The 17545-nt window shown below is 71.8% G+C and carries 19 protein-coding genes and 1 pseudogene; 16 read left to right on the forward strand and 4 right to left on the reverse strand.

The window, feature by feature from the left end:
- The first annotated feature begins 2 nt into the window (after nt 1–2).
- The 6 genes from ACR5MH_RS15865 to csrA all read left to right on the forward strand — a co-directional run bounded on the left by ACR5MH_RS15865 (nt 3) and on the right by csrA (nt 5966).
- Complete coding sequence (locus ACR5MH_RS15865) at nt 3–758, forward strand: flagellar biosynthetic protein FliR (protein ID WP_433861939.1); 756 nt, start codon at nt 3–5, stop codon at nt 756–758.
- Nucleotides 758–1879 carry an EscU/YscU/HrcU family type III secretion system export apparatus switch protein gene (locus ACR5MH_RS15870; RefSeq protein ID WP_431348064.1) on the forward strand — a complete coding sequence of 374 codons (1122 nt, stop codon included), beginning with the start codon at nt 758–760 and terminating at the stop codon, nt 1877–1879. Before ACR5MH_RS15865 ends, ACR5MH_RS15870 begins: the two co-directional genes overlap by 1 nt.
- Nucleotides 1876–3921, forward strand: a complete 2046-nt coding sequence (locus tag ACR5MH_RS15875; RefSeq protein WP_431348065.1) for a flagellar biosynthesis protein FlhA — start codon at nt 1876–1878, stop codon at nt 3919–3921. Before ACR5MH_RS15870 ends, ACR5MH_RS15875 begins: the two co-directional genes overlap by 4 nt.
- Nucleotides 3896–4672 carry a hypothetical protein gene (locus tag ACR5MH_RS15880; RefSeq protein ID WP_433861940.1) on the forward strand — a complete coding sequence of 259 codons (777 nt, stop codon included), beginning with the start codon at nt 3896–3898 and terminating at the stop codon, nt 4670–4672. Before ACR5MH_RS15875 ends, ACR5MH_RS15880 begins: the two co-directional genes overlap by 26 nt.
- Nucleotides 4673–4914: 242 nt before the next feature.
- A complete protein-coding gene (locus ACR5MH_RS15885) occupies nt 4915–5664 on the forward strand; it encodes an ABC transporter permease (RefSeq protein WP_431348067.1) in 750 nt (249 codons plus the stop codon).
- A gap of 65 nt (nt 5665–5729) precedes the next feature.
- On the forward strand, nt 5730–5966 hold the full coding sequence (gene csrA, locus ACR5MH_RS15890; protein ID WP_185275717.1) for a carbon storage regulator CsrA: 237 nt from the start codon (nt 5730–5732) through the stop codon (nt 5964–5966).
- A gap of 16 nt (nt 5967–5982) precedes the next feature.
- Here csrA and ACR5MH_RS15895 read toward each other — a convergent pair whose 3' ends face one another.
- Both ACR5MH_RS15895 and ACR5MH_RS15900 read right to left on the reverse strand, forming a co-directional pair.
- A complete protein-coding gene (locus ACR5MH_RS15895; RefSeq protein WP_431348068.1) occupies nt 5983–6732 on the reverse strand; it encodes a formylglycine-generating enzyme family protein in 750 nt (249 codons plus the stop codon).
- A 106-nt stretch (nt 6733–6838) separates the two neighbouring features.
- Nucleotides 6839–7849 carry a class I mannose-6-phosphate isomerase gene (locus tag ACR5MH_RS15900; RefSeq protein ID WP_431348069.1) on the reverse strand — a complete coding sequence of 337 codons (1011 nt, stop codon included), beginning with the start codon at nt 7847–7849 and terminating at the stop codon, nt 6839–6841.
- An 84-nt stretch (nt 7850–7933) separates the two neighbouring features.
- Between ACR5MH_RS15900 and ACR5MH_RS15905 the strand changes: the two genes are divergently transcribed.
- Genes ACR5MH_RS15905 through ACR5MH_RS15915 form a run of 3 tightly spaced genes read left to right on the forward strand, consistent with a single transcriptional unit; the run spans nt 7934 to nt 9998 of the window.
- A complete protein-coding gene (locus tag ACR5MH_RS15905) occupies nt 7934–8962 on the forward strand; it encodes a serine hydrolase domain-containing protein (RefSeq protein ID WP_431348070.1) in 1029 nt (342 codons plus the stop codon).
- Between the two features lie 49 nt (nt 8963–9011).
- Nucleotides 9012–9413, forward strand: a complete 402-nt coding sequence (locus tag ACR5MH_RS15910; protein ID WP_431348071.1) for a DUF6855 family protein — start codon at nt 9012–9014, stop codon at nt 9411–9413.
- A gap of 9 nt (nt 9414–9422) precedes the next feature.
- Entirely contained in the window at nt 9423–9998 is a 576-nt protein-coding gene (locus tag ACR5MH_RS15915; RefSeq protein ID WP_431348072.1) for a cysteine hydrolase family protein, read from the forward strand.
- A gap of 41 nt (nt 9999–10039) precedes the next feature.
- Here ACR5MH_RS15915 and ACR5MH_RS15920 read toward each other — a convergent pair.
- Nucleotides 10040–10585 (reverse strand): annotated as a pseudogene (locus ACR5MH_RS15920) (NUDIX hydrolase); the annotation flags it as partial.
- Here ACR5MH_RS15920 and ACR5MH_RS15925 point away from each other — a divergent pair.
- Together ACR5MH_RS15925 and ACR5MH_RS15930 are read left to right on the forward strand one after the other, a co-directional pair.
- Nucleotides 10518–11147, forward strand: a complete 630-nt coding sequence (locus ACR5MH_RS15925) for a TMEM175 family protein (RefSeq protein WP_431348073.1) — start codon at nt 10518–10520, stop codon at nt 11145–11147. The pseudogene ACR5MH_RS15920 and the gene ACR5MH_RS15925 overlap by 68 nt on opposite strands.
- Before the next feature lie 16 nt (nt 11148–11163).
- Nucleotides 11164–11352: a hypothetical protein gene (locus tag ACR5MH_RS15930; protein WP_431348074.1), complete on the forward strand. Its 189-nt coding sequence runs from the start codon at nt 11164–11166 to the stop codon at nt 11350–11352.
- A 57-nt stretch (nt 11353–11409) separates the two neighbouring features.
- Here the strand turns inward: ACR5MH_RS15930 and ACR5MH_RS15935 are convergent, their stop codons facing one another.
- Nucleotides 11410–11637 carry a hypothetical protein gene (locus ACR5MH_RS15935; protein WP_431348075.1) on the reverse strand — a complete coding sequence of 76 codons (228 nt, stop codon included), beginning with the start codon at nt 11635–11637 and terminating at the stop codon, nt 11410–11412.
- Between the two features lie 99 nt (nt 11638–11736).
- On the opposite strand from ACR5MH_RS15935, the gene ACR5MH_RS15940 reads away from it, so the two are divergent.
- The 5 genes from ACR5MH_RS15940 to ACR5MH_RS15960 all read left to right on the forward strand — a co-directional run bounded on the left by ACR5MH_RS15940 (nt 11737) and on the right by ACR5MH_RS15960 (nt 17452).
- Complete coding sequence (locus ACR5MH_RS15940) at nt 11737–12198, forward strand: hypothetical protein (protein WP_431348076.1); 462 nt, start codon at nt 11737–11739, stop codon at nt 12196–12198.
- Nucleotides 12147–12680, forward strand: a complete 534-nt coding sequence (locus tag ACR5MH_RS15945; protein WP_431348077.1) for a hypothetical protein — start codon at nt 12147–12149, stop codon at nt 12678–12680. The genes ACR5MH_RS15940 and ACR5MH_RS15945 overlap by 52 nt, the downstream gene beginning before the upstream one ends.
- Nucleotides 12602–14491, forward strand: a complete 1890-nt coding sequence (locus ACR5MH_RS15950) for a hypothetical protein (protein WP_433861941.1) — start codon at nt 12602–12604, stop codon at nt 14489–14491. The genes ACR5MH_RS15945 and ACR5MH_RS15950 overlap by 79 nt, the downstream gene beginning before the upstream one ends.
- Nucleotides 14492–14749: 258 nt before the next feature.
- Entirely contained in the window at nt 14750–16999 is a 2250-nt protein-coding gene (locus ACR5MH_RS15955; protein ID WP_431348079.1) for a glycoside hydrolase family 3 C-terminal domain-containing protein, read from the forward strand.
- A 117-nt stretch (nt 17000–17116) separates the two neighbouring features.
- Nucleotides 17117–17452: a hypothetical protein gene (locus ACR5MH_RS15960; protein ID WP_431348080.1), complete on the forward strand. Its 336-nt coding sequence runs from the start codon at nt 17117–17119 to the stop codon at nt 17450–17452.
- Nucleotides 17453–17545 lie beyond the last annotated feature (93 nt).

A 17545-nucleotide genomic window follows, 5' to 3' on the forward strand; every position in this document is an offset into this window, starting at 1 on the left:
CGATGAACATCCCGGTCGACCTGAGCGCGATCCAGGCCACAGCGCTGGTCTCGGTGCGCATCCTGCTGTTCGTGGTGATCGCGCCGCCGTTCTCGTACCGGGCCTTCCCCCTGCAGATCAAAGGGATGCTCGCCGTCCTGCTCGGACTCGTCGTCGCTCCGCAGGCCGCCCAGCACTACTCCCCCGGCTCGACCGGCCAGTTCCTGCTCGACTTCACCGCCGAGGCCGCGACGGGCGCCGTGCTCGGCTTCCTGGTCTACCTCGTGTTCTCCGCCGTCGAGTCCGCCGGCTCGCTGCTGGACTTCTCCAGCGGCCTGCAGGCGGCGCAGCAGTACGACCCGGCCGCGGACATCAACGCCGCCCAGTTCTCCCGGCTGTTCCAGATGACGGCGCTGGCGCTGCTCTTCGTCAGCGACGGTTACCAGCTCGTGCTCGGCGGACTGGTGCGCTCGTTCACGGCGATCCCGCTGACGATGTCGGTCGACTGGAGGTCGATCACTCAGACCCTGACCGGGTCCGTCACCCAGTTGCTGCTCGCGGCACTCCAGATCGCGGGCCCGATCATGGCCGTGCTCTTCGTCGCGAACGCCGCGCTCGGCCTGCTCTCCCGGGTCGCCCCGGCGCTCAACGCCTATTCGCTCGGGCCTCCCGCGCTGATCCTCCTCGCCGTCGTCCTGTGCGCGATCGGGATCGTCGCCCTCCCGATGATCGTCCAGGCGCTCGCCGGGCAGGCCGTCCACGCGATCGGAGTCCCCTGATGTCCGCACAGGAGCGCACCGAGCAGGCCACCGAGAAGCACCTCAAGTCGGTGCGGTCGAAGGGGCGGCTGCAGAAGGCCCGCGACCTCCCCGCCTGGCTCTCGATCGGCGTCGCGGTCGTGCTGATCCCGATGATCGTGGGCACCGCGCAGCAGGCGGCCGAGTCGCAGATCTTCGCGTTCCGCGACATCATCCGCGATCCCACGCCCGCGGGCGCGCTCGCCGCGCTGGGCACCGGGCTGCTGTCGGTCGCCGGCACGGTGTGGCCGCTCCTCGTGGTCGTCGCACTGACGATCGTCGCGGCCACTGCCGCCCAGGGCGGCATCCACCTCAAGAAGCTGAAGCCGCACTTCGAGCAGTTCGACCTGCTGAAGGGCATCCGCAACATGTTCGGCGCCCGCAGCGCGTGGGAGCTGGCCAAGACCCTCGGCAAGGCCGCCCTGGTCGGGATCGGGCTGTACGTGGTCGTGCAGGGACTGATCCCGCTCGTGCTCCAGACCGGCGGACTCTCCGTGCCCGCGCTGGTCGCGGCGGCGCAGGGCTCCCTCGGCTCACTGCTCCAGCTCGCGATCGGCGGCGGCCTGCTCTTCGCGGCCATCGACCTCGTCGTCGTGCTGCGCCGCAACCGGACCGCCTCCCGGATGACCAAGCGCGAGGTCAAGGACGAGCACAAGAGCGCCGAGGGCGACCCGATGATCCGTGCGCAGCGACGCAGCCGGCAGCTCGCGATGAGCCGCAACCGCATGATCGCCGCCGTCGCCGACGCGAGCGTCGTGCTGGTCAACCCGACCCACGTCGCCGTCGCGCTGAAGTACGAGCCGGGCGCCTCCGCGCCCAAGGTGGTCGCGAAGGGCGCAGACCTGATCGCGGCGCGGATCCGCGAGGAGGCCGTGGCGAAGGGCGTCCCGATGGTCTCCGACGTGCCGCTCGCCCGCGCGCTGCACGCCGCCTGCGACCTCGGTCAGGAGATCCCGGCCGAGTTCTTCACGCCGGTGGCCCACGTGCTCGCGTTCGTGATGGCCCTGAAGCGGCGCGGCGGCTCGCTCACCGACATCCACACCCTGCCTGCGGCGCAGCGGCCGCGCACTCCCCTCGACAGCAGGAGGCTGGCCCACTCGTGAAGAACAAGAACCTGTCCCTCCTCGCCGTGCCGATCGGCGTCGTCGGCATCGTGCTCCTCCTGGTCGTCTCGATCCCGGCCTGGCTGCTCGACACCCTGATCGTGGTCAACATCGCCTTCGCGCTCGTCGTGCTGCTGACCACGATGTTCGCGCGCAAGCCGCTCGACTTCTCGGTCTTCCCTTCGCTGCTGCTCATCGCGACCCTGTTCCGGCTGGGGCTCAACGTCGCCTCCACCCGCCTCGTGCTCGGCCAGGGCTACGCCGGCCAGGTGATCGAGACCTTCGGGAACGTCGCCGTCGGCGGCAACATCATCATCGGCGCTGTCGTGTTCCTGATCCTCGTCGTCATCCAGTTCGTGGTCATCACGAAGGGCGCCGAGCGCGTCGCGGAGGTCGGCGCCCGGTTCACGCTCGACGCGATGCCCGGCAAGCAGATGGCGATCGACGCCGACCTCAACGCGGGCCTGATCACCAACGCCCAGGCCAGAGAGCGCCGGGCCGAGGTCGCCGCCGAGTCGGACTTCTACGGCGCGATGGACGGCGCCTCCAAGTTCGTCAAGGGCGACGCGATCGCCGGCATCCTCATCATCGTCATCAACGTCATCGGCGGCATCGGCATCGGGATGCTGCAGAACGGCATGCAGATCACCGACGCCCTGAACAAATACACCCTGCTCACGATCGGCGACGGTCTCACGGCGCAGATCCCCGCCCTGCTCATGGCGGTGTCCACCGGCATGATCGTCACGCGCTCCGGCGCCGACTCCGACATGGGCTCGACGGCCGGCAAGCAGCTCGCCCAGTCGCGGGTCGCGCTGGCGATCGCCGGAGCCGCCGCGATCGCGCTGTCCCTCATCCCGGGCATGCCGATGATCCCGTTCCTCGCCATGGGCGCCATCCTCTTCTGGGCGTCGCAGCGGATCAAGGCGCGCGCGGCCAAGGCCGCCGCCGAGGAGCGGGCGAAGGCGGTCGCGGAGAAGACGACGGGCGCGAGCGACACCACGGACGACCTCCTCGAGCACATGCGGGTGCACCCGCTGGAGATCCAGCTCGCCACCGACCTGATCGACATCGTCTCCGGGGGCTCGGACGACCTGCTCGGCCGGGTGCGCGCGCTGCGGCGCAAGCTGGCGATCGAACTCGGCATCGTCGTCCCGCCGGTCCGCACCCGCGACAACGGCGAACTCCCCTCCTCCACCTACGCCATCACCGTGGCCGGAGTGGAGGTCGGCCGCGGCCAGGCGCCGCGCGGCAAGGTGCTGGCGCTCGGCGACGACCTCAGCGCACTCGCGGGCGTCGAGACGATCGAGCCCGTCTTCGGCCTCCCCGCCAAGTGGATCGCGGCCGAGCTGCGCCACAGCGCGGAGATGTCCGGCGCCACGGTCATCGACCGCGTGTCGGTCGTCGTCACGCACCTCTCGTCGGCGGTCACGGCCAACGCTGCGCGACTCCTGTCCCGCGAGGACGTGCGGGTGCTCACCGAGGGGGTGAAGCGCGTCAACCCCTCCGCGGTCGAGGAGCTCGTGCCGGCGCTGCTCAGCCTCGCGGAGGTGCAGCGCGTGCTGCAGGGACTGCTCGCCGAGCGCGTGCCCATCAACGACCTCGCGCGCATCTACGAGGCGCTCACCCTCCGGGCGAAGGTCTCGCTCGAGCCGGAGGGACTGGTCGAGGCCGCCCGGCTGGCGCTCGGCGCCGCGCTCTCGAACCCGTACGTGGAGGACGGCGCCCTCCGTGTCATCACCCTCGAGCCGTTGCTGGAGCAGGCGATGCTGGAGGGCCAGCGCCAGAGCGAGTACGGCTCGCAGCTCGTCCTCGATCCGCCGGTGCTCGAGCAGGTCCTGACCGAGGTCCGCTCCGCGGCCGCCGAGCACGAAGGCGCGGTCCTCGTCTGCGCGCCGCAGCTGCGCCCCGCCGTCCGCCGGCTCATCGCAGCGCAGGCGCCCGCCCTCCCCGTCCTGTCCTACAACGAGGCCACCACCTCCGCGGCGCCCATCGAAACGATCGGAGTAATTCGAATTGTCACCCCGACTCTGGCCTCATAACGCCTGGCGTCCGAAGAAGGACCTCCATGAGCTCGCGCCGTCCGACCTGATCGCCGACCTGCTGGCCGACGCGGACGAGCAGGAGGTGCGCTTCCAGCACGCCAGCGCCTCCTCGCAGTTCGAGGAGGTCATGGAGGAGATCATCGCCGAGACCGATCCGGACGCGCTCGTCCCCCACCGGTACCTGCCCGTGCCGGCGGAGCCCACGACCATCGTCCTCGACCCTGCGCCCATCCCCTCCCCCGCCCGGCAGCCGGAACGCTTCGAGGAGCCGAGCCGGCCGGCCCCGCGACTGGCGACGAATGCCGGCGACCTCGTCTTCGTGTTCGGCCTCCGCGAGGACGCGCTGACCGTCGCGCAGGCGATGGCGATGGCCACCCCGGCGATCGAGGTCGCCGTGGCCGGCACGGTCGGGCGCACAGGCTCTCGCCACGTCGGTGGCCGCCGGGAGGCGCTGCAGGCGCGGGCGGACGGGGTGCGGCGCAACGGCTCGACCATCGTCGCCATCGGCGTCGGCGAGGCCCCGTCCGACGCGGCCCGCTATGCCGGCATCCTGCACGACGTTGTCCCCGACCAGGTCTGGATCGCCGTCGACGTCACGCGCAAGCCCGAGGACACCCGGGTGTGGGCGAATCTCGTCGCCGAGGCGGGAGGCGGTGTCGACGCCATCGCCGCGATCGGCGTCGCGTACACCACGACGCCGGACTCGACCTCCTTTTTAGGGGTACCGGTCGGGTGGAGCGACCGCTGAGTTTCTCCACCTGTGGATAACTCTGTTGAAAACGGGTGGAACAACCCCGTCGGGATGTGGAGGACACGCCCGAGATTAGAGGGCTCTCAGATTCTCATTCAGGATGATTCGCAGCCTGATCAGCATTTTTGGTCCCAGTCTCGGGAATTCGAAGAAATCTTCGAAATTACATCCTCGTAATTCACACGGTGTGAAACCCTGTGGATGATCATGTGCGAAACGCCCCCGGAATAGGGTGGAGCGTGCCCATTCTCGCCGAGCTCGCCCCCACCCTCCTCGGGGTCGCCGTGCTCGCGCTGCTCGCGACCGCCGTCCTGGCCGCGTACCGTGTGCCGCACCGCTGGGCGCCGACCCTGGCGATCCTCCGCGGTGCCGCCCAGCTCGCGATCATCAGCGTGGTGCTCGCCGGTGTCATCACGAATCCGCTGTGGGTCGCGCTGGCGCTCCTGGTCATGTTCGGGGTCGCGGCAGCGACCGCGACGCACCGCATCGGCTGGTCGCGCCAGCACGCGGTCATGATGGGAACGGCGATGATCACCGGTGTGATCATCTCGTTCTCGGTGGTCTTCCTCTCCGGCGCGATCGAGTTCTCGGCCCGGTACGCGCTCGCCATCGGCGGGATCGTCATCGGCAACTCCATGAGCATCGCGACCCTCGCGGGCCGGCGGTTCACAGAGGCGGTCGACGACCACTGGGACGAGGTGGAGGGCTGGCTGGCGCTGGGCGCGACGCCACGCCAGTCGACCCTGGAGCAGGCGAGGGGAGCGGTGTACTCGGCGCTGATCCCGTCCGTCGATCAGACGAAGACCACGGGACTCGTCACGCTGCCCGGCGCGTTCGTCGGTGCGATCTTCGGCGGGGTCTCGCCCCTGGAGGCGGGACGGTTCCAGGTGGTGGTGCTCGCCGCGATCATGGCGGCAGGGTCGGTCACCGCGGTCATGGTCGCGGCCTGGCTCGCTCCGGTGCGGGTGCGGCCGGCCCGGCTGCGCTGACCGCGGGGAGCGGACGGGCGGACGGGGGAGTGGGCGATGCGTCGAGCGCCCGATAGGCTGGATCAATGCTGGTATTGACCCGGAAGGTCGGCGAGCGCGTGCTCATCGGGGACGACATCGTCGTCACGATCCTCGACGTCCGCGGCGACGGCGTGCGGGTCGGCATCGACGCGCCGCGCGGCATCCGCATCCAGCGCGACGAGGTCGTCAAGGCGGTGGGAGAAGCCAATCTGGAGGCGACCGCCCCGGCGGTCGGCCCCGATGACGCGGAGACCCTGATCAAGCGCTCGCTCGGTCTCTAGCGGCGCGCCGAGGACGTCAGCGGCGCGGCGTCCAGCCCGGCGGCAGCGGGAACTCCAGCGCGGCCCGCTCGCGATCCGCCTCCGCCGACCAGCCCTGAGCGGCGCCCTCGGCGTCGAAACCGCCCCGCGCGACGCGGAAGCCGAGGTCCTCGTGCTGCGTCCGCGGCGATCCGCCGCGCCGTACCGACGCGCGCACGCTCCAGGCGTCGTCGGCGAAGCCGCCGCCGCGGAACACCCGGTAGTCGTCGTAGCGCGCCGGGTCCAGGTAGTCCCAGCACCACTCCCAGACGTTCCCGAGGGTGTCGAACAGGCCGTTGAGGTTGGGCAGCCTCCCGCCGACGTCGTGCGGCGCACTCAGGCCGTCCGCGCTGGTCCAGGCGACCTCGCCGAGCGGTCCGTAGTGCGGGCCGGTCGACCCCGCGCGGCAGGCGTACTCCCACTCCGCCTCGGTGGGGAGGCGGTAGCCGTCGGAGTCCACGTGCCAGGTGACCTCCTCGCCCTCGAACGAGTAGGCCGGGTCCAGGCCCTCCCACTCCGAGGCCGCGTTGCAGAACCGGATGGCGCGCAGCCAGCTCACGCCGGTCGCGGGCCGGCGGGGATGCGCGGCCGGCTCGCCGATCAGCTCGGCGACCTGCTCCTCGGTCACCGGGAAGACGCCGATCTCGAACGACTCCAGTTCGACGGTCCAGCGGCGCTTCTGCCGGGCGTCGTGGAGCTGCACCGCGCCGGGCGGGATGTACGCCAGGTCGATGTCCGCGCCTTCCACGACCCCACCCTCCCACACGCATTCGCACCGAATCTCCCGAAACAGAGCGATTTTCGGGAGATTCCGCACGAATCGCGGCGCGGCGGCTTCCGCGGCATCGCGCCGGTCAGGGCGCGGGCGGCCGGGCGACGAGCGCCGCCCCGTCGGTGTCGACCGTCAACACGCCGGCCGCCGCGGGAACGACCGCCGTCGCCCCCGCCGGAAGCGCCACCTCCCCGTCGCGGGTGTGCAGCAGGGTGGTGCCCGCCGTCGCGACCACCACCGCGAACCCGGCCTCGAAGGCCGCCTGCGCGGTCACCCGGTCGAGGCGGAACCACGCGTCGGCCTCCTGCGGGAGGACGGAGCCGGCCGACGGCGCGCGCCGCACCAGACCGGCCAGGTCCTCGCCCGTCAGCCCGCGGGTGTCCACTGCCCCCAGCGCCCGCTCGAACCCGAGCCCGAGGTGCCCATCGGCGGTGCCGTCGATCGCGAAGCCCCTCCACTCGAGCAGGATCGAGAAGTCGGTGGGCTGCTGCACCTCCACCAACAGCACCGAACGGCCGATCGCGTGCAGCGTGCCCGGTGGGACGAGCACCGCGTCGCCGGCCTCCACCTCGACGGCGTGGAGGAGGCCGAGCAGCGCGGTCGTGTCCTGCGCCTCCACCAGCGCACGCAGGCGCGCGGCGTCGACGTCCTCCCGGAGGCCGAGGTGCACCGTCCCCGGCGCCAGGATGTACCAGGCCTCGGCCTTGCCGTGCGCGGACGCGAGCTCGCGTGCGGCGAAAGCGTCGTCCGGGTGGGCGTGCACCGGCAGCCGCTGACCGGCGTCGAGCAGCTTCACCAGCAGCATCGCGTCGGCCCCCCAGCGCGCGACGTGCCCCGGTCCCAGCCAGCCGGCCGGGTCGGCCTCGACCGCATCCCGCAGCAGAGAGCCGTCGTCCAGGCGGGTCAGCCCGGCGGGCGCCTGGCCGCGGACCGCCGTCGTGGAGCCCACCCAGTCCTCCGGGGTGTGGTCCGCGCCGCGAGCGAGGCCGCGGAAGGCGTCGATCTGCGGGCCGCCGTCGTAGAAGCGAGCGGACGGACGGTTGGTGGGCAGCAGGAGCGGAAGGACGGGAGCGCGTCGCGTCGGTGAGGCCATGAGGTCCAGCCTTCCACAGCGCAGCCGGTGAGGACGGTCGAACGACGCCTTGCACGCTTGCACGCGGCACGCGAAGATGCGGTCATGCCCGACTTCCGCCGCGTCCTCGACCTGGTGGACGCCCGCGGCGGCGCGACGTGGCTCACCGTCATCCACGGCGGGGAGGTCGTCCTCGACCGCCGCGTCGGGTGCGGACGCGACGCTCTGTTCTACACGTTCTCGGTGAGCAAGCCTTTCGTGGCGCTCGCCGTGCACCTGCTCGCCGAGCGCGGGATGCTGCGGCTGGACGACCCCGTGGCCGCGCACTGGCCCGCGTACGCGCGCGGCGGGAAGTCCGACATCACCATCCGGCACGTGCTCTCGCACCGCGCGGGCGTGCCCTACTCGACCGGCACGCTGCTGGGCGACACGGTGCGTATGACCGATCCGCGGCGGTCCGTGGCGGCAGCTGAGGACGCGCGACCGCGCTGGGCCGCAGGTGAAGTCGTGGGTTACCACGTGCTGAGCTTCGGCTTCATCCTCGGCGAGCTGGTGCGCCGCGTCAGCGGGATGCCGCCCGAGCGCTTCATCGCCGAGAACCTGCTCCGGCCGGCCGGGCTCACCGAGACGTCACTCGGCCTCCCGGAAGCCGCGGCGGGCCGGGCCGTCCCGCTCCGCGCGCTGAGCGCTCCCGAACGGGCGCGGACCCTCCTCTTCAACCGGCCGCGCACGCGCGCGGTGCCGGTGCCGGCCGCGGCGGTCAGCACCAACGGCCGCGAGCTGGCCGAGTTCTACCGGATGCTGCTCGCGGGCGGAGAGGGCGTCCTCCGGCCGGAGACGATCGCGGCGGCCCGGGCCGTCTCGAGCGACGGCGAGCCCGACCGGATCATGGGCTTCCCCGTGCGCTGGGCGCACGGCTTCCAGCTCGGCGGCCCGATCGGGCTGGCCCGGCCGACCGGCTCGCGCGCCGACCCGCGCACGTTCGGTCACAACGGCAGCAGCATCTGCAACGTCTGGGCCGACCCGGTGCGGGACCTTGTGCTCGCCTACCTGACCAACACCGCGGACGAGCGCCGGCGCGCCCTCCGACACCTCAGCGATGTGAGCGACGCGGTACTGGTGGCCTGCGACTGAGTGGGTCCAGACTTCTGGCAGGGGTCGAGCGGCGGCGACAGGAGGAACCATGAGCGCTGGGACGAAGGACGATCCGTGGCGGCTCACCACGGCGCCGGGCACCTCGGAGTACACGATGTACCGCGACGACGAGGCCGACCCGCCCGCACTGATCTGCCAAGTGGGCTCCACCCGGCTGAGCTACCGCGCCAGCGCGATCGACGACCTCGCGGCGTGGCTGCGCGAGCAGGGCGACTGGGTGCCGTTGGGCGCCGCAGACGAGAACAAGCCGGTGATCGCCGGCACGATCGAGGCCTGGGGGCGCGACCCGGTCAACCCGGTCGGCGGCTGGTACGGGCTGCGCAAGGGCTACCGCGGCCGGTTCGGGATGTACCTCCCGCCGCTCCTGGAGCAGCTCGGACTGATCGAGCTGACCCACGACGCGCGGAACAACAAGGCGCGGGCGAAGTAGTTTAACCATGTGAACGATCTCGCTCCGACCCCCGCAACGACCGCCCTCCTGCTCATGGACCTCCAGCCGGGCATCCTCTCCCGCCTGCCCGACTCGGACGCCTATCTCGCCGGCCTGGTACGGGCGCGGGAGGCCGCGCGTGCGGCCGGCGTCACCGTCGGCTACGTGCGCGTCGCCATCACCGCCGAGGAGGCCGCGACGATCCCGTCGCGCTCGCGGTTCGCCCGCGCCGGCGAGCGCCTGGACCCGAACAGCCCTGAGACGCAGATCGACCCGCGCATCGCGCCCGCGGAGGGTGAGATCGTCGTCCGTAAGAAGCGTGTCGGCGCGTTCAGCACCACCGACCTGGACGAACAGCTTCAGGCCCGGGGCATCGACACCCTCGTGCTCGCCGGTGTCGCCACGAGCGGCGTCGTCCTGTCGACCGTGCGCGATGCCTCCGACCGGGACTACCGGGTGGTCGTGCTGGAGGACGGCTGCTGGGACTCCGACCCCGAGGTCCACCAGGTGCTCACCGCGAAGGTGTTCGCCCGAGGCGGCGTGACCGTGACCAGCATCGAGGACTTCATCGCCTCGGTCGCATAGCGCACGACCTCCGCGAGTCCCGGCGCCAGCTCGCCCGCTGTCTGCGGGCCGTCGAGTTCGTCCACCGGCAGCCAGTACAGCTCCTGCGACTCGTCCTCGCCGGGCGTCCCGGCCGGGTCGGTGGTCGCGACGAACGCGTAGACGATGTCGGTGTGGGCGTGCTCGTCGGTGATGGGGTGCACGTTCACGACGAGCGGCGTCGGCAGCACGGCGATGCCGTCCGCGCGCTCGATCCGGTGCGCGGGCTGGAGCAGGAGCAACTGCTCCAGGTCGTACCCGGACTCCTCCCGGAGCTCGTGGGCGACGGCCGCCCAGGGGTCCTCCGTGCGCTCGACGTGCCCGCCCGGCTGCATGAGCAGCCCGCGCTTGCGGTGGCGGTGCACGAGCACATGGGTGCGCCCCTCCAGCTCGCGCAGAATGAGCGCGCTCGCCGTGAGGTCGTACTCGCCCGGTCCGGTGTTGAGGTGCGGCATCCCCACAGTCTGACCGATCCCGGCCGAACTCGGGCATGATGTGGGTATGGCGGTGATTCGGACGGAGCGGGGGCTCGACCGGCTGGTCAACTTCTCGGACGCGACCGTGGCCATCGCGATCACCCTGCTGATCCTGCCGCTCGTGGATGCCGCACCCGAGATCGCGCGTGAGAGCTTCGGCGCGTTCGTCTCCCACAACTTCTGGGAGTTGCTCGCGTTCGCGATCTCGTTCGCGGTCATCGCCCGCTTCTGGGTCGTCCACCACCGGGTGTTCGAGTGGGTGCGCGGCTACGACGGGATCCTCGTCTGGCTCAACTTCCTCTGGCTCGCGACCATCGCGTTCATGCCGTTCACGACCAACGTGCTCTCGAACAGCAACGGCCAGCGGCCGGAGGTCTACGCCCTCTACATCGGCAACCTCCTGGCGATCGCGCTGACGATGCAGTTCCTCGGCGTCGTGCTCACCCGCCGTCCCGAGCTCGTCCGCGACGAAGCGCGCGGCGCGATGGACTCCACACGCGGATGGTCGGCGATCATCATCATCGCCGTCAGCCTGGTGCTGGCCGTGGTCGTGCCGGCGGTCGGGATGTTCTGGCTCTTCCTGATGTTCCTCTCGGAGCCGCTGCATCTCCTGCTCCGGAGGCTCTCACCCAGACCTTCCCAGCCGACGCGCTGAGGGCTATCGTCGCGGCATGCGACCCAAGACCTTTTTCGTGCTCATCGTCATCGCCGCGGCCTACATCCTGGGCTCGCGCGCGGGCCGGGAGCGCTACGACCAGATCGTCGAGTCGGTGACCGCGTTCTGGAACAACCCGGACGTGAAGAAGGCGCGCAAGAACGCCAAGAAGCAGGCCGAGAAGGCGCGCAAGCGCTACGCCTGAGCGGTCGGCCGCCCAGGGCTCGCAGGATCAGGGCTCGCAGGCTCAGGGCTCGCGGGCTCAGGGCTCGCGGTAGTCGCCCTCGGTGTAGTCGCCCTCCGGTGCCTCAGCGGGCTCCTCGACGTCGGTGTACGTCCCCTCGACGTCGGCCTCCGGGCCGGGGTTCTCCTCGGTCTCGGTGTACTGGCCGTGGACCGTGCGCTCGTGCGGTCCTTCGTCGTCGGACTCGGTGTAGCTGCCCTCGAGGTTCTCGCGGGCGTCGCCGGTGGGCTCTTCAGGGTTGCTCATAGCGAGGAGAGTACGCTGTCGCGGCCCGCGCGACCAGAGCCCTGCACAGGCGTGCAACACCTGTAGACACCCCGGTCCGCCCCCCGGTACCCTGCGGGCATGGCGCGGTCGCCGTCGGTCTTCGCCACGCGCGGGCCGACCGTCCTGGAGCTGCGGATCCACGGGATCAAGAACACGCCGCCGGCGGAGATGCTCGGCGTCGCGCCAGGCGACGTGCGCGCCGACCAGGCCGACGAGAACGGCGGCTTCTACGTCCCGACCGCCGACCCGGCCGATCCGGCCGATCCGGCGGCTCCCCCGACGGTGATCCGCCGCGAGGCCTACTCGTGGGGGATGCTGGCCCGGTACGGCGGTGGGGCGCTCGTGGCGATCGGCCAGTTCTTCGTGCAGCTCGCCTGGCTCCTCATCCTGCCGTTCGGCCTGTGCAACACCGCGTACTGGACCCGCCGCATCCCGGATCAGCCGCGCACGGGGAGTGGAAGGCCGGCCGCGGCGCCGCATCGTTGCGGGTGTTCGCGCTCGGCCTCACGCTCCTCTACGTCTGCGCGCTCGCCTCGGTGAGCCTGGACCTGATCGGGACCCAGTGCCTCGCACGGCCGTCGCTGTGCCCGGCACTGCCCGGCTGGGTGACCGCGTTCTTCACCACGCCGGGGCTCGACCACCGCGGCATCCGGGTCGCCCTCCTCTCGCTCGTCCCCATCGCGGGCGTGCTGCTGCTGTTCTTCGTCTCGCACCAGGCGCGCACCCGCTACGAGGCCGGGATCTTCGGAACGGTCGCGAAGATCCGCACCGCCGGCGACCTCAGCGGCGTGGCAAACGCCCAGGGCGCGACCCCGCGCCGCCCCCTCGCGACCGACGGGTTCTGGGGGATCACCCGCGTGAAGGCGCCGAGCGAACTGCTGCACACGGCGGCGGCGTTCTTCCTGGTGGCGCTGCTGGTCGGCTGGGACGGCGTGTTCTGGACGTGCGCACCCGCCGGAGTCGACCTCCCCCGGAGTGCCTCGACCCGGCGACCACGCCGCTCCTGTCGCGCTGGTGGCTGACGCTGGGCGCCGGTCTGGCGGCGGCCGGGCTGGTCGTGGTCGTCGCCCTCGTCGTGCGCAACGTCGACACGACCGTGCGCCGTCGCGCCGAGCGGGCGATGCAGGGCGATGAGCCGGAGGTCCGGGACGCCCGCCGGCACAGCATCATCCGGCTGAAGCTGCGGCAGCGGGAGGCGGTGGCCGGGTGGGTGCTGCTGGCCGCGATCGCCGTCTACACCGCCGTGGCGGTGGCCGTGGCGCTGCCCGGCGGCCCGGTGGTGGAGCACGCCCCGTCGTTCCTCGGTCTCGTCATCGCACCCTCCATCATCCTCGGCGTCCTGCTCGCCATCGCCCTCTCGGCGCTGGGCTGGCGCCGCGGGGTGCCGCGCTGGCTGTCGGTGACCGTGGTCGTCGTCGGCGGGGTCTCGCTGCTGGTCGCCGTCGTGTCGACCCCGAAGGACCTGCACCTCGCGCCGCTCACGACAGCCGCGTACCTGCTCGCCGCCCTCGCCGCGATTCTGCTCGCCGCGCTGGTCGTCTTCTGGCCGATGGCCCGCCGGCGCAGCTTCGCCTACCAGGGCTGGCGCGGCACCGGCCCCGGCGTGATCATGCTGCTTTCGCTCGGCGCCGCGATGCTGCTGTCGACCCTCCTCGTGCTGGGGACGCAGTGCGCGCTCGCCTCGTCCGGCGGCCCGACGCCGATCTGCCCGCTGACTCCCGGCGGGCTGACCACCCCGGTCGCGTACCGGAACTTCGGCGGGACGGTGCCGGTGCTCGCCGTCGTGCTCGTGCTCTTCGTGCTCGTCGTCGCGCTGCCGCGGATGCGCACCACGCCGCGCCTGACGACGCCCGAGACCGTCGGCGGCCGGGCGCTCCGCGAGCCGCTGCGCAGCTATCGCGACGGGCGTGTGCCGCAGGTGAAGTCGGCGGGGAAGCTGGACTTCCGGATGCTCAACGCCCGCCGGTCGGCCGCGCTCTTCCACCGCGGGGAGCCGGTGCTCGGCCTCCTCGCGGCGCTGCTCGCCCTCGGTGTCATCGTCGCGATCGCGCTCCCGCAGCCGCTGCGCCCGGCCCTGCTGGACCTCGCCCTCCCCGCGCTCGGCCTGATCTCGGTCGCCGCCGTCGTGACCATCGCGGAGAACGCGCTGACGACGAAGGAGCGCCCCATCGGCGTGATGTGGGACCTGATGTGCTTCCTCCCGCGCGCCGGCCACCCGTTCGGGCCGCCCTGCTACGCCGAACGCGTCATCCCGGAGCTGCGCGACCGCATCGTCGCCTGGCTGGAGGCGGACATCTCCACGAGCGCAGGCACGGTGGGGGACCGCCGCACCGCAGAGGAGCGCGCCCGCGACGAGCTGCGGGCACTGACCACGCGCCAGCGCCGCAAGGTCGTCGTCAGCGCGCACAGCCTCGGCGCAGTCCTCGCCGTCTCCACGATCTTCACCCTCGGCGCCGACACCACCGACGGCCTCAAGAACATCGCGCTGCTCACCTACGGCACGCAGCTCCGCGCCTACTTCGGCCGCTTCTTCCCCGAGCTGTTCGGGCCGGCCGCGCTCGGCACCCTTCCGAGCCGCGCGCCGTCGCTGTGGAAGGCGGATCCGTGGTTGAAGCAGGTCGTGGAGGACCACCTGGCAGAGGGCTCGGGCGGCCGCGATCCCGACGTCCGCGACAAGCCGACGCTCCGGGAGCTGCTGACCCAGCCGGACGGCCAGATCGCCTGGGTGAACCTGTGGCGACGCACCGACTACCTCGGCTTTCCGGACGCCTCCTTCAAGGACAACGAAATCGACCGGGGGCAGACGAATTCGGGCCGCCGCTCTACCTTGTGAAGGTGGCGACGCACCCCGGCTACCAGGCCTCCACGCAGTACATGACCGCCCTCCGCGACCTCATGCGCCGCCTGTGACGGCGACTCCCCGCGACATTCGTCACGAATGCGGCGTTCCCTCCAGAATCGCGATTCGTCACGAATGTGCACTACCGGCGCCGTTTTCGCGACATTCGTCACGAATGTGACGGGTCCCTGAAACACAAAACCGAGTGGTGTAAGGTATTGCCACACCCCGCGGCCGTATCGAAGGAGAATCATGGTCGAGAGCCTGCCCCGCGCATCCGAACTCACCGTCGAGGAGAAGGCGTCGCTGACGAGCGGCCGCAGCTTCTGGGAGACCGAGGGCGTCGAGCGCGCCGGCATCCCGTCCATCTACCTCACCGACGGGCCGCACGGCGTGCGCAAGCAGTCGCAGGGCGGCGACCACCTCGGCATCGGGGACAGCGTCCCCGCCACCTGCTTCCCGCCCGCCGTCGCTCTCGGCTCCTCCTGGGACGCCGAACTGCTGGAGCGGGTCGGGGCCGCGCTCGGCGAGGAGGCCAGAGCCGAGGGCGTCGGCGTGCTGCTCGGGCCCGGCATCAACATCAAGCGCTCCCCGCTGTGCGGGCGCAACTTCGAGTACCTGTCCGAGGACCCGATCGTCTCCGGGCGGCTCGGCGCGGCTCTCGTGCGCGGCCTCCAGTCGCAGGGCGTGGGCGCGTCGCTCAAGCACTTCGCCGCCAACAACCAGGAGACCGACCGGCTGCGCGTGAGCGCCGACGTGGACGAGCGCCCGCTGCGGGAGATCTACCTGCGCGGCTTCCAGCACGTCGTGACGCACGCCCGGCCGTGGACCGTCATGTGCTCCTACAACCGCATCAACGGCGTCTACGCGAGCGAGGACCCGTGGCTGCTCACCTCCGTCCTCCGCGACGAGTGGGGTTTCGAGGGTCTGGTGGTCTCCGACTGGGGTGCCGTCAACGACCGGGTGAGCGCGCTCGTCGCCGGGCTCGACCTGGAGATGCCGTCCAGCGGCGGCGTCACCGACGCGCAGCTCGTCGCCGCCGTGCGGGACGGCTCGCTGGCGGAGTCCGTGCTCGACACCGCAGCCGACCGCGTGATCGACCTGGTCGGGAAGGCGCTCGCCGGAGCCGACGCGACGGCGACCTACGACGCGGAAGCGCACCACGCGCTGGCCAGGGAGGTCGCCGCCCGGAGCGTCGTCCTGCTCAAGAACGAGGGCGTCCTCCCGCTCGCGACCGACGCCAGCCGGAGAATCGCGGTCGTCGGCGAGTTCGCCCGCACCCCGCGCTACCAGGGCGCCGGCTCCTCCCAGATCGTCCCGACCCGCCTGGACAACGCGCTCGACGAGCTGCACGCGCTCGCGGGAGACGCGACTGTCGCCTTCGCTCCGGGCTACACGCTCGGTGCGGACGCCGACGAGGTCGCGCTGACCGCGGAGGCCGTCTCGGTGGCGTCCGGAGCCGACGACGTCGTGGTGTTCCTCGGCCTCCCGGGCGAGGACGAGTCGGAGGGCTTCGACCGCGAGCACCTCGAACTCCCTCCCGCGCAGACCGCGCTGCTGGAGGCGGTCATCGCCGCCAACCCGCGCGTGACGGTCGTGCTCTCCAACGGCGGTGTCGTGCGCGTCTCCGGCTGGGCCGACCGCGTGCCCGCGATCGTGGAGGGCTGGCTGCTCGGCCAGGCCGGCGGCGGGGCGATCGCGGACGTGCTGTTCGGGGTCGTCAACCCGTCCGGGCGGCTCGCCGAGACCATCCCGGTGCGGCTGGAGGACACCGCCGCGTACCTCAACTTCCCAGGCGAGAAGGGGCACGTGCGCTACGGCGAGGGCCTCTTCGTCGGCTACCGCGATTTCGACGCGCGCGCCGCGGCGGTCTCTTTCCCGTTCGGCCACGGCCTCTCGTACACGACGTTCGCGTTCGGCGCGCCGACGGCGACGGTCACGGCGGAGGGCGGCATCCGGGTGGCGGTGGAGGTCACCAACACCGGCGACCGCGACGGCCGCGAGGTCGTGCAGGTCTACGTCTCCGTCCCGGCCTCCCGTGTGCAGCGGCCCGTACGCGAACTGAAGGGCTTCGCCAACGTCGCCGTCGCCGCGGGCGCCACCGAGACGGCCGTGATCGATCTGCCGACCGAGGACCTCGCCTACTTCGACACCGAGCTCGACGGCTGGACTGTGGAGGGCGGCGACTATGTCGTGGCGGTCGGCGCGTCCTCCCGGGACCTGCGCGACTCGGCCGTGGTGACGCTTGCGGGTGACGGCCGCGCGGCCCCGCTCACCGTCGACTCCACGCTGGGCGAGTGGCTGAACCATCCCGTCGGCGGCCCCATCCTGATGTCCGCGCTCGCCCAGAGCGCGGAGGCACAGGGGATGGGCGCCATGCTCAACGACCCGAGCCTGCGCCGGATGGCGGAGTCCATCCCGCTGGTGCGCGCGGCCGCATTCCCGGGCAGCCCGGTCACCGCGGAGCAGCTCGACCAGCTCGTCGCGGCGGCGAACGGGTAGCGTACGCCCGTTTCGGCGACGGTGAACCCCCTTGCGGACGCAGGGGGTTCGGCGTTGCGTGGGCACCATGACGAGGACGACGACTCGGCCACGTCGTACAGCAGAGGAGGGCAGACCATGAGCGACACGAGCGGACTCCCGAACGCGGACGACCTCGGCGTACCCGCCGAGGACCAGCCCGAGCGTTTCGAGCGCGGAGGGCGGCACAGCGCCGACGCCGAGCGCGACGCCCAGACGGCCGAGCCCGACGAGAACGAGCCGGGTCAGGGCGACGTCTCCGCGCCGCACGAGACCGGCGTCGCACCCGAGGGCGCGGAGGATGTGACCACCCGCGACACCCAGGGGCCGGCGTCGGAGGGCTCGGACGGGGCCGAGCCGCCGCCCGCGGACTTCGACCCGACCGAGCAGCCGTCCAACCCCGACCTGGTCAAGAACACCGAGCCGCCGGACTGAGCGACCGGCTGCGTCGCCGCGGTCGCCTGAGCGCGGCCGCCCGACCGCACCGCAGATGCTGCGGCCCCGTCCACCGTCATCCCGGGCGGGGCC

Source organism: Streptomyces sp. L7 (genome assembly GCF_050990935.1).
Classification (GTDB): Bacteria; Actinomycetota; Actinomycetes; order Actinomycetales; family Microbacteriaceae; genus Leifsonia.

Bases quoted from the DNA above. Each gene is read 5' to 3' on its own strand.
- ACR5MH_RS15930 (WP_431348074.1), top strand. From the start codon at position 11,164: ATGCGACCCAAGACCTTTTTCGTGCTCATCGTCATCGCCGCGGCCTAC.
- ACR5MH_RS15870 (WP_431348064.1), top strand. From the start codon at position 758: ATGTCCGCACAGGAGCGCACCGAGCAGGCCACCGAGAAGCACCTCAAG.
- ACR5MH_RS15960 (WP_431348080.1), top strand. From the start codon at position 17,117: ATGAGCGACACGAGCGGACTCCCGAACGCGGACGACCTCGGCGTACCC.
- ACR5MH_RS15955 (WP_431348079.1), top strand. From the start codon at position 14,750: ATGGTCGAGAGCCTGCCCCGCGCATCCGAACTCACCGTCGAGGAGAAG.
- ACR5MH_RS15900 (WP_431348069.1), bottom strand. From the start codon at position 7,849: ATGGCCTCACCGACGCGACGCGCTCCCGTCCTTCCGCTCCTGCTGCCC.
- ACR5MH_RS15925 (WP_431348073.1), top strand. From the start codon at position 10,518: ATGGCGGTGATTCGGACGGAGCGGGGGCTCGACCGGCTGGTCAACTTC.
- ACR5MH_RS15935 (WP_431348075.1), bottom strand. From the start codon at position 11,637: ATGAGCAACCCTGAAGAGCCCACCGGCGACGCCCGCGAGAACCTCGAG.
- ACR5MH_RS15940 (WP_431348076.1), top strand. From the start codon at position 11,737: ATGGCGCGGTCGCCGTCGGTCTTCGCCACGCGCGGGCCGACCGTCCTG.
- csrA (WP_185275717.1), top strand. From the start codon at position 5,730: ATGCTGGTATTGACCCGGAAGGTCGGCGAGCGCGTGCTCATCGGGGAC.
- ACR5MH_RS15865 (WP_433861939.1), top strand. From the start codon at position 3: ATGAACATCCCGGTCGACCTGAGCGCGATCCAGGCCACAGCGCTGGTC.
- ACR5MH_RS15910 (WP_431348071.1), top strand. From the start codon at position 9,012: ATGAGCGCTGGGACGAAGGACGATCCGTGGCGGCTCACCACGGCGCCG.
- ACR5MH_RS15905 (WP_431348070.1), top strand. From the start codon at position 7,934: ATGCCCGACTTCCGCCGCGTCCTCGACCTGGTGGACGCCCGCGGCGGC.